Genomic DNA, 15,561 nt, shown 5'->3' with positions numbered 1-15,561 from the left:
AAAAATAAGCAACAATAAAATAAATAAAAATACTCGATATGATAAATAGCAAATATTTCTTTTTTTCATTTATATTTTCCCACCTATGAAAAAAGTTTCCTATACTCACTTGGTTTAATTCCCGTATATTTTTTAAAACTTTTTACAAAATGCTTTAAATCGTTATACCCTACTTTTTCACAAATTTCAGCTACACTTAAATCAGTATTTTTTAATAGCTCCTTTGCTTTATTCATTCTAACCTCTGAAAGATATTCTAAAAATGTTATACCATTTTCTCTTTTAAATAAAAAACTAAAATAAGAATCATTAAACCCCACATAATCACTAACTTCTTTAAGTGTAATAGGTTTCATATAATTATCATTTATAAATTGTTTTGCTATTCTTATTGGTCTTAAATCTTCCTGTTTTTTATCTTTTACTATCATTTCAAAGGATTCTTTTATATATTTTTCAAAGCATAAGAACAGCTCTGATGCACTACTACACAACTCTAAACGTTGATAAAAGGGCTGATTTTTTTGTTCTAAATCCTTTGTGTTCAATTGATATTTTTTTAAAATCAATAAATAAATATTAAAAGCCTCTTTTACATAGTAAAAAAGTTCGCAGCCTAAAATATTAGAATTTTTAGTCAATTTTTCTTTTAATGATTCACAAACTTTAATAACTCCATTTAAATCTAATATTTCAATTGATTTTTCTAAACTATTAGTAAAACTAATTATTAAAGAAGTATCTTTATTATTTTTTAATTGTATATTCTCAATTATTTTTTCAGTACCTTCAATTAGACGCTGATCAACTGCTGCCTCAGCAGTAAATAAAGAATTCTCTATCTCATTTATATCCTTAACAGCTACTCCAAGCCCTATTGTAAACTCAATTCTTCCATAGATATTTTTTTGAATAATGAACTCATCTAAACAATTTTTAATTAATTTTCTTATTATCTTTTTATTTTCTTCTTTGTAATTTAAAAGACAATATCCTCTGCTATTGTTAAAATATACCTCAATTTCAAAACATTCCGGTCTTAACATTTTTTCTATTATATTAGTTATCTTATCCTTTATGATATTTAAACTATTTTCAATCTGTGCTGCATATTCATAATCAAATTTGATAATTAATATTTGAAAAATGCCCTTTTGAAATTTAAAGTAATAATTTGTATTACATTCTTCCAATGTAAGTTTTTTTATATTTTTATTACTGTTTAATAATTTTTCAACAAAAAACAATGACCTTAATTTACTAAGATCTTTTTTTAAATTAAGTTTTATATTTTCGTTAGATATATCCTCATCTCTTTGCTTATTCTTTTTTCTTATTTTATATAATATCTCTAAAAGCTCATCTTTTTTTATAGGTTTTAATAAATAATCTATAACTCCATATTTTATTGCAGTTTTAGCATATTCAAAATGACTATATCCACTTATTATAATAAAATCTATATCCTCTTTTATCTCTTTTCCATATTTAATAAGCTCAAGTCCATCATATCCTGGCATTCTTATGTCTGTTATTACTATATCTGGCTTATGTTTTTTTATTAGTTCAAGGGCTTCAACACCGTTATTTGCAATTCCAACAATATTCATATCTATTGATTCCCAATCTATAAGATTACAAATCAACTGACAAACCTTCATTTCATCATCTGCAATAACTACTTTAATCATAAAAATCTCCTCTTAATAAAAATATATTTAGATTGCTTTTTTACCAATATAATATTTTCTATATTATAATATTAAATCCTGCATAGATTAAATTTTTTTGCTTATAAAATAAAAATCTAAGCATTTATCTTTAAAAATTTGTCGATTTTTTTGTTAAAATATAAAAAATTGTCTTGTATTGGAAACAAATAAATATTATAATATAGATTGGAAATTTTTCATAATTTTATTTAATTATTTAGTTTAATTTAATTTATTATTAAACTATTAAAAATATCACTATTTTTAAATTATCTATTAATCTTAACAGTGGCACAGATTTAAAAAAACAGCAAGGGAGGATTAAAAATTGAAGAAAAAATTCAACCTAAATTCGTTAAATTTTAAACTAACACTTCTGCCCCTTTTTATTCTTCTTATTACTTTTGTATTTATTACGGTAATATCAGGTTATATTGTAAGAGTATCTACAATTAAAACAACTAAAGAAGATGGATTAAACTTAACAAGACAGTTAGCAAAAAGAATAGAGCAAAGTAAAAGTGCCTATAACTCTCTCAATGAACAAATTGAAGACAAGATAAAAACAACTTGCAATATAGTATTGTCGCAATCTTATATTAATAATGAAGTTTTAAATAATATTGCAAAATCTATGGGAGTTGATGAAATAAATTATACTGATCCTTCTGGAAAAATAATTTATTCCAATCTCCAATCAAGTATTGGCTATACATTTGATAATAAACATATATCTTATTCAGTTTTAACTGGAAGCCAAAACAATTTCATGGAAAACATAAGAAAAAGTACAGAAGATGATAACTACTATAAATACGGATATGTACATAACCCAAAGGGCGGTATGGTACAAGTAGGGTTACTTGCAAATAAAGTTCAGGATTTAGTTGAGAAAACAAGCTATCAATCGATTATAGATGAAATAGGTAAAAATCCTAATATAGTATACGCTCTTTTCATTGACACAAACTTAAAAGCTGTAGCTCATACTGATAAAAACAGGATTGGAATTGAGCTTAAAGATGAAGGTAGCAAAACTGCTGCTGTTAACGGGAAGGAATATTCTTCAGAATACTATTATGACGTTAAAAAGGTAAATGTTTATGATGTTTTAACTCCTGTATATGTGGATAATAAACTTATAGGGGCAATTGATGTTGGACTTTCAATGAAGTCTGTTTATGATTCAGTTTCAAGAATAACAATAATATTATCAGCTATAGGGATTATTTCATTTCTTGTTGTTGGGTCAATATTATTCATACTATCCAAAAACTCTGTAACAACTTTAAATGAAATAAAAGATTATTTAAATTTAATGTCAAAAGGAGATTTATCAAATAATTTTAATGAAAAATTAATTAAGAAAAAAGATGAATTAGGAGATATATCAAAAGCAATAAATGTTCTTCAAAGCTCATTTAAAGATATTATTAACGACATTAATTCAAAAACTAAAAAAATAGAAAATGCCTGCAATTCACTTAATTCAACATCTCAGGAGATGGCGGCAAGTTCTGAGCAGGTATCTGCAACAATGAACGAAATGGCTAAAGGTGCCCAAACACAATCCCAGGAGATTTTAGATGTTGTAAGCCTAATGCATGATCTTGCTAAAAATATGGATAACATCTATGAAAAACTAGAATTAGTAAAAAACTCAGCACATAATACAAAAAATAAAGTTAATATTGGCAAAAGTGAACTTAATCAACTTTTACAGTCTATTGAAAATATAAAAGAATCCTTTAATATTGTAAACAACAAAGTTATTAACCTTTCAAATTCAATATCAAAGGTTAGCAGCATAACCGATGCTATAACAACTATTGCAGAGCAAACAAACCTTTTAGCACTTAATGCTGCAATAGAAGCCGCCAGAGCCGGAGAGTCTGGAAGAGGTTTTGCTGTTGTAGCAGAAGAAGTTAGAAAACTTGCAGAAGAGTCCAGACAGTTTGCTGATGAAATAAAAACTTTAGTACTTTCCATAAACCAAGATACAAAGGAAGTAATAGTAACAGCAAAGGAAGTTGATAATCAGGTTAAATCACAAATAGAAAACGTTGATGAAACAGTAAAATCCTTTGAAAACATATTAGATTCTGTAGAGACTATAGTCCCAACTATTGAAGATGTTTATAAATCTGTTGACCTTACAGTTCATGTTAAAAATGATGTTTTAGCTAAAACTGAAAACGTATCAAGTATTATAGAGGAGTCTTCTGCCTCAACTGAGGAAATTTCAGCTTCAAGCCAAGAAATGTCAGCCTCTGCCCAGGAAGTTGCTCATTCAGTTGAAGAACTTACATCAATTTCTAATGAGCTTATGCAATCAGTTGCAAAGTTTAGGATATAAATTTAAACCCTTCCTAATAAACAGGAAGGGTTTCATATTATAATATCAAATCCATTTTTCTTAAGGCCCATAACTTCTCTATCAGAATATCTTGTATTTTGAAAATTATAGATTATAACCGAATCCTCGTTGTTTTTGATTATACTGTTAAGTTCCATTTTAAGTTTTTTAATATTACCTTCACTAATTTCTCCTTCAAAAACAGAGTTTTGAACCCAATTCAAGTATTGCCTGCATTTTTTTAGAACTTTATTTACTCTTTTTTCCCCAACATCATAAACAAGTATTACAAACATTCTACCACCTCCCAATGTATGGTGTATATTCTTCATCGTCAGTTATATGTTTTTGGAGCTTATAAAGTTCAAGCCTTATAAGCCTTTTATAGCTTACATTAGCATTAAGCTTTGTATAGTTAAATACTGTTTCAAGTTTTGAATTATATTCTTCTATAAACTTCTTTTTTCCAGTTTCATCAAGTATTATTCCATTAAGTTGCTGCTGAAAATCCTTTGAGGATATAATATTTTTATTTATAACAGAAAATATAACCCTATCTACAATTGACGGCTTAAATACTTCTGAAACGTCAAGATTTAACGTAAATTTTCTTGTGTTAGTTGAATGAAGATACCCTATCCTTGGATCAAGCTGGGTTTGATATATCTCTCCTAATATCGTTGTATATAGCAAAGAATTTCCAAAACTAATTAAAGCATTTATTTTATTTAAAGGAGGTCTTTTGCTTCTTTTTTCAAATGCGTATTCTTCTTTTTTAGTTATTTTATCAAAACATTTATAGTAATGTTCTCTAATATTTCCTTCGAAAGCCATTAAAGTTTCAATGTCATTGCAGGAATCAATACTTCCCATCTTAACTCTTATATTTTCAATTTCCCTTTCTAAATCACAACCTCTATTTTTGTAATATTTCAAGATAATAAGTATATTATTTGCTGCACCTTCAACAAATTTTTTAGCTATATTCAATCTTTTTTCTGTATTTAAATAGCATTCTGCTTGTTTTAAGGTTACATAACCTGAATTCAAATGCTCCCTTGGATAATATGTACCTACATAATACCCAAAATAATTAAAAAAATGTATTAATATTTCTTTTTCGCTTACAAATTCAAGAAATCTCTTATTTATATCAACTTCTCCAAATACCCAGATATTATTTATATTTTCTACTGGAAGATATTTTTTACCTTCCCCACATTCAAAATAAAGAGTATTATCTTTTCGTTTTAATTCTCCATTATTAAAAATATATATATCTTTTTTCATAGTCCACCTCATGAAAAACAATATTCTTTATAAGCACAATTCCTACAATACCTACATTTTTCTGCCCTTTGAGGAGTAGGCAAAAGTACTATGTTCTCTATATCTTTTATCATAAAATCAAGCTTTTTTAAATTTTCTTCATCAAGCTCTATTTCAACTCTCTTTCTTTCCTCTGGATAGCACAAAACCCCCTTTGCATTTATTCCAGCCTCTTTCAACACCCTTAGATAAAATAAAAGTTGCCATCTTGAAGCATTTTCAAAAGTTGACGACTTTTTAACTTCTCCTATGACCAATTCATTTCCTTTTTCATACATTACATCAAAAACAACATTTCCAAAGCGTATTTCTTTGTTATTCCTCTTATAGTAATTCTCATGTATAAATCGCCCTAAGTCTATGTTTTCATCTTGCTGATCAGGCACAATCCCATGGGACATTAGCCATACTTGTCTTTTACAAATGTTATAATACCAAATCAAAGTTCCATTAACTTCCAACATATCACCCCACAATAGTGCAGTACTGTTAAAGAAAACGTATTTCAATCCCTCATAGGTAGGCTATAAACACCCTGAAGACCCTGAGAGAGATTATCTTATTGAGGAGTTTCAATCCCTCATAGGTAGGCTATAAACAATGAGATTATATTTGTTACAGATGAACACGAGCCTAGTTTCAATCCCTCATAGGTAGGCTATAAACATTCTCATTGAATTGTCTATGTCGCTTCTATATCGAAGTTTCAATCCCTCATAGGTAGGCTATAAACTATAAAACATATCAGGTGTCCCAGGTTTAACATACCCTGTTTCAATCCCTCATAGGTAGGCTATAAACTATCAGATATAACATACATTATAAACAAAAGCCAAAGTTTCAATCCCTCATAGGTAGGCTATAAACTTTATTTTTTGACTTTTCAATTTCTGCCTCTACTTCTTGTTTCAATCCCTCATAGGTAGGCTATAAACTTATTATAATATTAATAATTTTATATATAATTCTAAAGTTTCAATCCCTCATAGGTAGGCTATAAACGAAGGCAAAAGACCATTACTTATATTCTTTGCTAAAACGTTTCAATCCCTCATAGGTAGGCTATAAACTTATCAATGGCTGGTCTTTATTTTCTTTAAATCTTTTGTTTCAATCCCTCATAGGTAGGCTATAAACGGAGCTTGAGCCGGTAGGATTATTTGCAAGGTTAGGCAGTTTCAATCCCTCATAGGTAGGCTATAAACCAAAATGGAATATTTTTTATATATTTTTAATTCTATGGTTTCAATCCCTCATAGGTAGGCTATAAACTTAGAAGCCTATACAACGATTTTTTATATTATAGGTTTCAATCCCTCATAGGTAGGCTATAAACACAATTGCATTAAAATATATCCTACTGCTGCCCATTGTTTCAATCCCTCATAGGTAGGCTATAAACGCAGGTAATTTCTGTATTAATTATGATGTTGTTGTCATGTTTCAATCCCTCATAGGTAGGCTATAAACTATGTTTGAATTAGATTTATTAATCATTGATTATATGTTTCAATCCCTCATAGGTAGGCTATAAACGGTTGTAGTAAACAAGGGTATTGGTACTATGAAAAAGGGTTTCAATCCCTCATAGGTAGGCTATAAACACTTTGTGTATAGATCTTGAAGCTATTCTTATATTGGTTTCAATCCCTCATAGGTAGGCTATAAACAAAGGAATTACAAATACCAAGATGTATGATATGTGAGGAGTTTCAATCCCTCATAGGTAGGCTATAAACAAGGGTATAACTGCCCATCTAAAAACTTGTTATTGTAGTTTCAATCCCTCATAGGTAGGCTATAAACGAAATAGTATGAGTGGTAAATATGCAGAACTTGCTTGTTTCAATCCCTCATAGGTAGGCTATAAACGAAATAGTATGAGTGGTAAATATGCAGAACTTGCTTGTTTCAATCCCTCATAGGTAGGCTATAAACTAAAGGGTATAACTGCCCATCTAAAAACTTGTTATTGTAGTTTCAATCCCTCATAGGTAGGCTATAAACGAAATAGTATGAGTGGTAAATATGCAGAACTTGCTTGTTTCAATCCCTCATAGGTAGGCTATAAACTAAAGGGTATAACTGCCCATCTAAAAACTTGTTATTGTAGTTTCAATCCCTCATAGGTAGGCTATAAACTATTGCTCATTGTGTATGCGAGAAAGGAAATGACTAGTTTCAATCCCTCATAGGTAGGCTATAAACAATATATGCAATGAAAATGGATTAAAGATAGATTTGTTTCAATCCCTCATAGGTAGGCTATAAACTATATTAGTTTTTCATGTTCGCTTAATTGACTGCTAGTTTCAATCCCTCATAGGTAGGCTATAAACAATTAGGTACATCCAAAACGGATAAATTAAAAACAGCGTTTCAATCCCTCATAGGTAGGCTATAAACAAGGCACATGTAGATGAAATCTTAAGGCACATCAAGTGTTTCAATCCCTCATAGGTAGGCTATAAACCTGAAAACCTAATGCTTAAATGGGAGTTAAACAAACGTTTCAATCCCTCATAGGTAGGCTATAAACATAATAACACAATTAGTCATATTTGTTAATATTTCTAGTTTCAATCCCTCATAGGTAGGCTATAAACAGAAGCTGAAAAAGCACTTGCTGAGCTTATTGCAAAGAGTTTCAATCCCTCATAGGTAGGCTATAAACTCCCAGAGGGATGGGAAAATAAGGCAAAAATAGCCTGTTTCAATCCCTCATAGGTAGGCTATAAACCACATCCTATCTTATAGAAAGCCCTTGCATTAGCAAAGTTTCAATCCCTCATAGGTAGGCTATAAACTGTGCATAATCTAAGAGCTGATTAACTTGTTCAGGAGGTTTCAATCCCTCATAGGTAGGCTATAAACTATACTCATATAAATTCAAAAGAACTTTAAAATGCAGTGTTTCAATCCCTCATAGGTAGGCTATAAACGTTATTTTTTTTATTATACTATTATTATATACAATAATGTTTCAATCCCTCATAGGTAGGCTATAAACTTGGTACGCAGTATGCCAAAGAATATAGCAAAGGCAAGTTTCAATCCCTCATAGGTAGGCTATAAACTCAGTTTTTTGAACACTTTTTTGACCACATGGTCAAGTTTCAATCCCTCATAGGTAGGCTATAAACAGAGTTGTTGAATTACCTTCTTTTGTTATTCCTATTTGTTTCAATCCCTCATAGGTAGGCTATAAACTGTCATTAGGCTTATGGTTGTCATGACAACAAAAAGAAGTTTCAATCCCTCATAGGTAGGCTATAAACTACTCAAGAGGACTTGACTAAAAGGGCAACTTACAAGGTTTCAATCCCTCATAGGTAGGCTATAAACATAACCTTGTTTGTAGTTGGCCAAATGGCGATGAACTGTTTCAATCCCTCATAGGTAGGCTATAAACGCACCACCTCGTCATTAGTGTATGGTATATATTCGATAGTTTCAATCCCTCATAGGTAGGCTATAAACGCTTTAGTAGCCCATGTATTAGTTGACGGGTCATATTCAGTTTCAATCCCTCATAGGTAGGCTATAAACTTTTATAACTAATTCCATATAATGTCAATATAAAAATAGTTTCAATCCCTCATAGGTAGGCTATAAACATTTTCCGTATATTTGTACTTTTTTCTTGTTTTAATAGTTTCAATCCCTCATAGGTAGGCTATAAACAAAATATAAAGGAGGTTAAAAAATGTATAAAGATTTGTTTCAATCCCTCATAGGTAGGCTATAAACTGCAATAGCAGAAGATATAAGAAAAGGTTATAAGGGTTTCAATCCCTCATAGGTAGGCTATAAACTTAAACAATAACAGCATAAAACTCTTGCAATTGAGCAGTTTCAATCCCTCATAGGTAGGCTATAAACTTAATCTGTGAAAGTATTTGAGAATAATCCATAAATGTTTCAATCCCTCATAGGTAGGCTATAAACCTGGCATACATACAAGCCACCCTTTATTATCCTGCCTCAGTTTCAATCCCTCATAGGTAGGCTATAAACGAAGATTAAGATATAATTTATTGCAATTAGATGACGAGTTTCAATCCCTCATAGGTAGGCTATAAACTCGCTTACATAGTATTCTTTTATCCTCTGGGTAATAGTTTCAATCCCTCATAGGTAGGCTATAAACTTCTTTTGTTTTCTCTTTTTTTCTTGAAATTTCATAGTTTCAATCCCTCATAGGTAGGCTATAAACACTTTTATCAGTCCAGTATATAAGCTGCGATAAGAAGTTTCAATCCCTCATAGGTAGGCTATAAACAGGACTTTTAATTTTTACCAAAATGACAACAGACAAGCGTTTCAATCCCTCATAGGTAGGCTATAAACATTAAAGATTTTTGAAAATGCAGAGTTTGGGAAAGGTTTCAATCCCTCATAGGTAGGCTATAAACGTGGAATCGTATTTTTGGATAGTTTAGTTTCTTTAGTTTCAATCCCTCATAGGTAGGCTATAAACGAACATTTAAACACTGAAAGTTTCAGATGGGATGTCATGTTTCAATCCCTCATAGGTAGGCTATAAACAAATGCAGAATTAACCATTTTTACTGATGAAGATACAAGTTTCAATCCCTCATAGGTAGGCTATAAACTATACAATATTTTATAAAAGTGTTATTTTATTTTATTTGTTTCAATCCCTCATAGGTAGGCTATAAACGAATGAGGATGAACCTCATCCATTGGTAGACAAAGCAGTGTTTCAATCCCTCATAGGTAGGCTATAAACTTGGAATTTGGTAATGCTTATTTCTATCAATATAGTGAGTTTCAATCCCTCATAGGTAGGCTATAAACGGTAATTTAAAATATCTGGAATAATTGTACTACCATCGTTTCAATCCCTCATAGGTAGGCTATAAACTGTCATTTTTCTCCAAAAACTCCTTTACACTTATTGTCTGTTTCAATCCCTCATAGGTAGGCTATAAACATGAAAAAATATTATTGCAGCTATGAAATCGACAGAGTTTCAATCCCTCATAGGTAGGCTATAAACGATGACAGGCAATGGCTACCTCTCACAGAGAGAGAGGGTTTCAATCCCTCATAGGTAGGCTATAAACTTGGTAGTATGCAGGAGCGACAACAGATGGAACGAGTTTCAATCCCTCATAGGTAGGCTATAAACACAATCTGGTTAATTCTTGTTCTGTTACTTCAAAAGGTTTCAATCCCTCATAGGTAGGCTATAAACTGAAATGGGAGGGACAAAAATTTCAAAATATAGTCCGTTTCAATCCCTCATAGGTAGGCTATAAACATATAACAGCAGAGTTTTTACAGTCAATTACATTAGAGTTTCAATCCCTCATAGGTAGGCTATAAACTAAATTGCTCATTTGATGATATGATTGTTGTAAATGAGTTTCAATCCCTCATAGGTAGGCTATAAACTAAATCTTGGTTTGATGGCTCAAAATTAGAGTTTGAGTTTCAATCCCTCATAGGTAGGCTATAAACGGTAATGGCGCATTAGTTGCTAATTTTACACTTGCAGGTTTCAATCCCTCATAGGTAGGCTATAAACAATAATATATATTGACAAAGGAAAATATTAGTAATAGTTTCAATCCCTCATAGGTAGGCTATAAACATTGAATGTAGAGGGTTTATCACAGACCAAAACAAGTTTCAATCCCTCATAGGTAGGCTATAAACTAATTATTCATTTTTAGCCTATTTTATTATGTATTTTGGTTTCAATCCCTCATAGGTAGGCTATAAACACAAGAGATGCACTTTATAAGCATGTTGATACTGATGAGTTTCAATCCCTCATAGGTAGGCTATAAACACTAAACTGTTTGACATTCTGTTACTCATAATCGGAAGTTTCAATCCCTCATAGGTAGGCTATAAACCTAGTGCCTTTACTATTTCTTTTTTTATTTTTCTCATAGTTTCAATCCCTCATAGGTAGGCTATAAACGTAAAAGCAACAATTTCCATTAGCTCACCACCTTGCGTTTCAATCCCTCATAGGTAGGCTATAAACCAATTTCCTCAACACTGGTAAGATTACCATTTGTAGTTTCAATCCCTCATAGGTAGGCTATAAACTAATGCCTGAATTTGTATTTTCATCATCTGCACTCCTGTTTCAATCCCTCATAGGTAGGCTATAAACAAAGCATTATTCATTACAAATTGAATAACAGATAACAGTTTCAATCCCTCATAGGTAGGCTATAAACCTAAAAATTAAATATCTTAATTATAATTATAGTAATTTGTTTCAATCCCTCATAGGTAGGCTATAAACTTACTCCACCGGATTTTGAGTCCGAAAAATTTCTTATGTTTCAATCCCTCATAGGTAGGCTATAAACTCTTTTAAAAGAGATATGTATATGAAATTACAAAATTGTTTCAATCCCTCATAGGTAGGCTATAAACTGGTTCAAACTATGGGATATAATGCAATAGCAGAAGATAGTTTCAATCCCTCATAGGTAGGCTATAAACAGTAGACCCGTTTTGGTGTACTTATATTTGTAGTTTGTTTCAATCCCTCATAGGTAGGCTATAAACTAAAAATCAGTTTTTACAAATTTCACGCAATGTGAAAGTTTCAATCCCTCATAGGTAGGCTATAAACTTAAAGATAAGGCTTGAAAATCTACAAGGAAGAGCTTGTTTCAATCCCTCATAGGTAGGCTATAAACCATTGCCATTTTATCACCTCTTATTTAATCTTTATTTTGTTTCAATCCCTCATAGGTAGGCTATAAACTAAATCCTATTGATAGAGAAAAACTTGAAAAGCTTGGTTTCAATCCCTCATAGGTAGGCTATAAACTGTTTACTGGGATTAATAAAACCTGTCCTGGCTTTAGTTTCAATCCCTCATAGGTAGGCTATAAACTTTCTAAAAATTCCCTAACTGTCATTTTTTTTATCATGTTTCAATCCCTCATAGGTAGGCTATAAACATATATGGTCAAGATGTCGACCTTGCAAGTTTACCGTTTCAATCCCTCATAGGTAGGCTATAAACTTGAATACACTTGCACAATGTTGTCTTCTTGCAAAGTTTCAATCCCTCATAGGTAGGCTATAAACCAATTTCCTCAACACTGGTAAGATTACCATTTGTAGTTTCAATCCCTCATAGGTAGGCTATAAACCTTGATTTTTTATTTGCTTTTCCATCTCCTCAAACTTCGGTTTCAATCCCTCATAGGTAGGCTATAAACTGTAACACCGCTGCACAATAAGCTTATCGAAACAAGTTTCAATCCCTCATAGGTAGGCTATAAACTTAATTGCTAACGAAATAGAAGAAAATAGATATAATACAATGTTTCAATCCCTCATAGGTAGGCTATAAACGGAATTAGAACATAATATTTATTTCACAACTGAACAGTTTCAATCCCTCATAGGTAGGCTATAAACGATAATAAGATATACGTAATGGGTGGTGGGAGTACTGTGTTTCAATCCCTCATAGGTAGGCTATAAACTTATTTTTAACTCCAGTTATTACATTTGTTCCGCCTTGGTTTCAATCCCTCATAGGTAGGCTATAAACAATACGGATTTTCTTGATAAAGTTGCAGAAAAAGCATGTTTCAATCCCTCATAGGTAGGCTATAAACTCTAACAAGATTTATTATGTTATAACTGACAATTTAGGGTTTCAATCCCTCATAGGTAGGCTATAAACTGTTTCTATACACTTCCAAAAATCAATAGCACTCATAGTTTCAATCCCTCATAGGTAGGCTATAAACTTTCTGCCTCAAGTATATCATCATAATTAGTTTCAGTTTCAATCCCTCATAGGTAGGCTATAAACTGTAAACCTTCTTTATATAGTCCAATTCCTCTATCAGTTTCAATCCCTCATAGGTAGGCTATAAACCAGTAGAGCTCCCATACGGTTACACAGTTGAAAAATGTTTCAATCCCTCATAGGTAGGCTATAAACCCATACTTGTTCATAGCCTCCTTTTTGTGATATTCAGTTTCAATCCCTCATAGGTAGGCTATAAACTGTTTTTCTTTAGAGTCGCCCAATCAACTGATTTTTGTTTCAATCCCTCATAGGTAGGCTATAAACCATCCTTTTTAACCTTTTCTTTTTCAATTATCTTGTCCTGTTTCAATCCCTCATAGGTAGGCTATAAACTGAAGTGTAGGAGGTGAATATGATGTCACATAAAAAGTTTCAATCCCTCATAGGTAGGCTATAAACGAAAAATATAAGAAAGCTCTTGAGGAGTTAGAATTTGTTTCAATCCCTCATAGGTAGGCTATAAACCTTGAGAGTGAAAAAAATATCGTAAAAATGTATTGTGGTTTCAATCCCTCATAGGTAGGCTATAAACTTACAAGTGTGTGAAATGAAGGCATTTTTTTTGTGGTTTCAATCCCTCATAGGTAGGCTATAAACTACCTTTTATTTTTTCTTTTCTCCCTCTTTTCCCCGGTTTCAATCCCTCATAGGTAGGCTATAAACTTAGGCATTGTCTTTCTATCCGCTTGTATTTCGATTTCGTTTCAATCCCTCATAGGTAGGCTATAAACGGACTGTGGAGGTGTGGAAGATGGAAACAAAAATCTAGTTTCAATCCCTCATAGGTAGGCTATAAACCGGAGATGTGGATTGCGGGGAAAAGAGGGAGAAAAGGTTTCAATCCCTCATAGGTAGGCTATAAACTTGGAAGTGTATAGAAACACAAAGAAATCTATATGGGTTTCAATCCCTCATAGGTAGGCTATAAACGTATATTTCAACATTATCACAGTGTTTTATCAAATGTTTCAATCCCTCATAGGTAGGCTATAAACGAAAGCTGGTGGGGTGATGAAGTTACACCAAAACAGTTGTTTCAATCCCTCATAGGTAGGCTATAAACTGTCGCTCCCTTCACCCTCATTATAACAAAGAATATGTTTCAATCCCTCATAGGTAGGCTATAAACGAATGGTTAGGAATAGAAACAGGCGATTATAAAGGGTTTCAATCCCTCATAGGTAGGCTATAAACAAATGCCTGCAGTTTATGGATGCGACGCAAACCAAGGTTTCAATCCCTCATAGGTAGGCTATAAACGAGAGTCTTGTGGAAAAATATCAAAATTTAAGTCTAGTTTCAATCCCTCATAGGTAGGCTATAAACGGCTTAAGCACATCTGTAAAGAAAGTTAAAAAGCAGTTTCAATCCCTCATAGGTAGGCTATAAACTCAACCATCCTTTGCCTCGAACTGTGTCCTCATCCGGTTTCAATCCCTCATAGGTAGGCTATAAACCTATCTTCAAACATCCGTTTGAAGATGGTTATGGCTTGTTTCAATCCCTCATAGGTAGGCTATAAACAAGGGTTAATATAACCCATTAATAAATCAAATTTATGTTTCAATCCCTCATAGGTAGGCTATAAACTAAGATTCGGGTTTATCTTGAGCAAAATTGTTGTGGGTTTCAATCCCTCATAGGTAGGCTATAAACCAAAAAAAAACTTTCTACATTATCAGGCGAAGAAGGGGTTTCAATCCCTCATAGGTAGGCTATAAACGCATTTCAAAGGCTTTACCTATGACGGTATAGTTGGTGTTTCAATCCCTCATAGGTAGGCTATAAACTAAGATTCGGGTTTATCTTGAGCAAAATTGTTGTGGGTTTCAATCCCTCATAGGTAGGCTATAAACCAAAAAAAAACTTTCTACATTATCAGGCGAAGAAGGGGTTTCAATCCCTCATAGGTAGGCTATAAACGCATTTCAAAGGCTTTACCTATGACGGTATAGTTGGTGTTTCAATCCCTCATAGGTAGGCTATAAACGTATAACATCGGCTGTTATACAACTTTTTCTATTTTGGTTTCAATCCCTCATAGGTAGGCTATAAACAGGGGTGCAGAAAGGAGAATTAGAAAATGAGGGAGATGTTTCAATCCCTCATAGGTAGGCTATAAACGTAACAGACAGAAAAACAATACAACAGGGTGATATATGTTTCAATCCCTCATAGGTAGGCTATAAACAAGTGGAAGGATTTTCCTGATTTTCTTCTTGCTGAAAGTTTCAATCCCTCATAGGTAGGCTATAAACTTTGCTATTGACGCTTTAAGAGATTTTCCTAATATTTTGTTTCAATCCCTCATAGGTAGGCTATAAACTTTGGTTTAT

At 32.1% G+C, this 15,561-nt stretch carries 5 protein-coding genes and 1 CRISPR repeat array (1 of these 6 cut by a window edge); of the genes, 1 reads left to right on the top strand and 4 read right to left on the bottom strand.

Annotated features, from left to right (window positions below; all coding sequences use genetic code 11):
- Positions 1-83: 83 nt before the first annotated feature.
- Complete coding sequence (locus tag FDN13_RS10550; RefSeq protein WP_138980244.1) at positions 84-1,691, bottom strand: response regulator; 1,608 nt, start codon at positions 1,689-1,691, stop codon at positions 84-86.
- A gap of 349 nt (positions 1,692-2,040) precedes the next feature.
- Between FDN13_RS10550 and FDN13_RS10545 the strand changes: the two genes are divergently transcribed.
- Positions 2,041-4,068 (top strand): methyl-accepting chemotaxis protein, encoded by a 2,028-nt coding sequence (locus FDN13_RS10545; RefSeq protein WP_138980242.1) that lies wholly within the window; start codon positions 2,041-2,043, stop codon positions 4,066-4,068.
- Positions 4,069-4,100: 32 nt separating this feature from the next.
- Here the strand turns inward: FDN13_RS10545 and cas2 are convergent, their stop codons facing one another.
- Genes cas2 through cas4 form a run of 3 tightly spaced genes read right to left on the bottom strand, consistent with a single transcriptional unit; the run spans position 4,101 to position 5,861 of the window.
- Positions 4,101-4,364 carry a CRISPR-associated endonuclease Cas2 gene (gene cas2 / locus FDN13_RS10540; RefSeq protein ID WP_138980240.1) on the bottom strand — a complete coding sequence of 88 codons (264 nt, stop codon included), beginning with the start codon at positions 4,362-4,364 and terminating at the stop codon, positions 4,101-4,103.
- A gap of 1 nt (position 4,365) precedes the next feature.
- On the bottom strand, positions 4,366-5,358 hold the full coding sequence (gene cas1b / locus FDN13_RS10535) for a type I-B CRISPR-associated endonuclease Cas1b (protein ID WP_138980237.1): 993 nt from the start codon (positions 5,356-5,358) through the stop codon (positions 4,366-4,368).
- A gap of 8 nt (positions 5,359-5,366) precedes the next feature.
- On the bottom strand, positions 5,367-5,861 hold the full coding sequence (cas4, locus tag FDN13_RS10530; protein ID WP_138980235.1) for a CRISPR-associated protein Cas4: 495 nt from the start codon (positions 5,859-5,861) through the stop codon (positions 5,367-5,369).
- Positions 5,862-5,899: 38 nt separating this feature from the next.
- Positions 5,900-15,561: a CRISPR direct-repeat array (repeat unit 30 nt; unit sequence GTTTCAATCCCTCATAGGTAGGCTATAAAC); it runs 793 nt beyond the window's last position.

This window comes from Caloramator sp. E03 (assembly GCF_006016075.1).
GTDB lineage: Bacteria > Bacillota > Clostridia > Clostridiales > Caloramatoraceae > Caloramator_B.
Note: the sequence above shows the minus strand (reverse complement) of the source record. Positions and strands in the feature narration are given on the sequence as shown.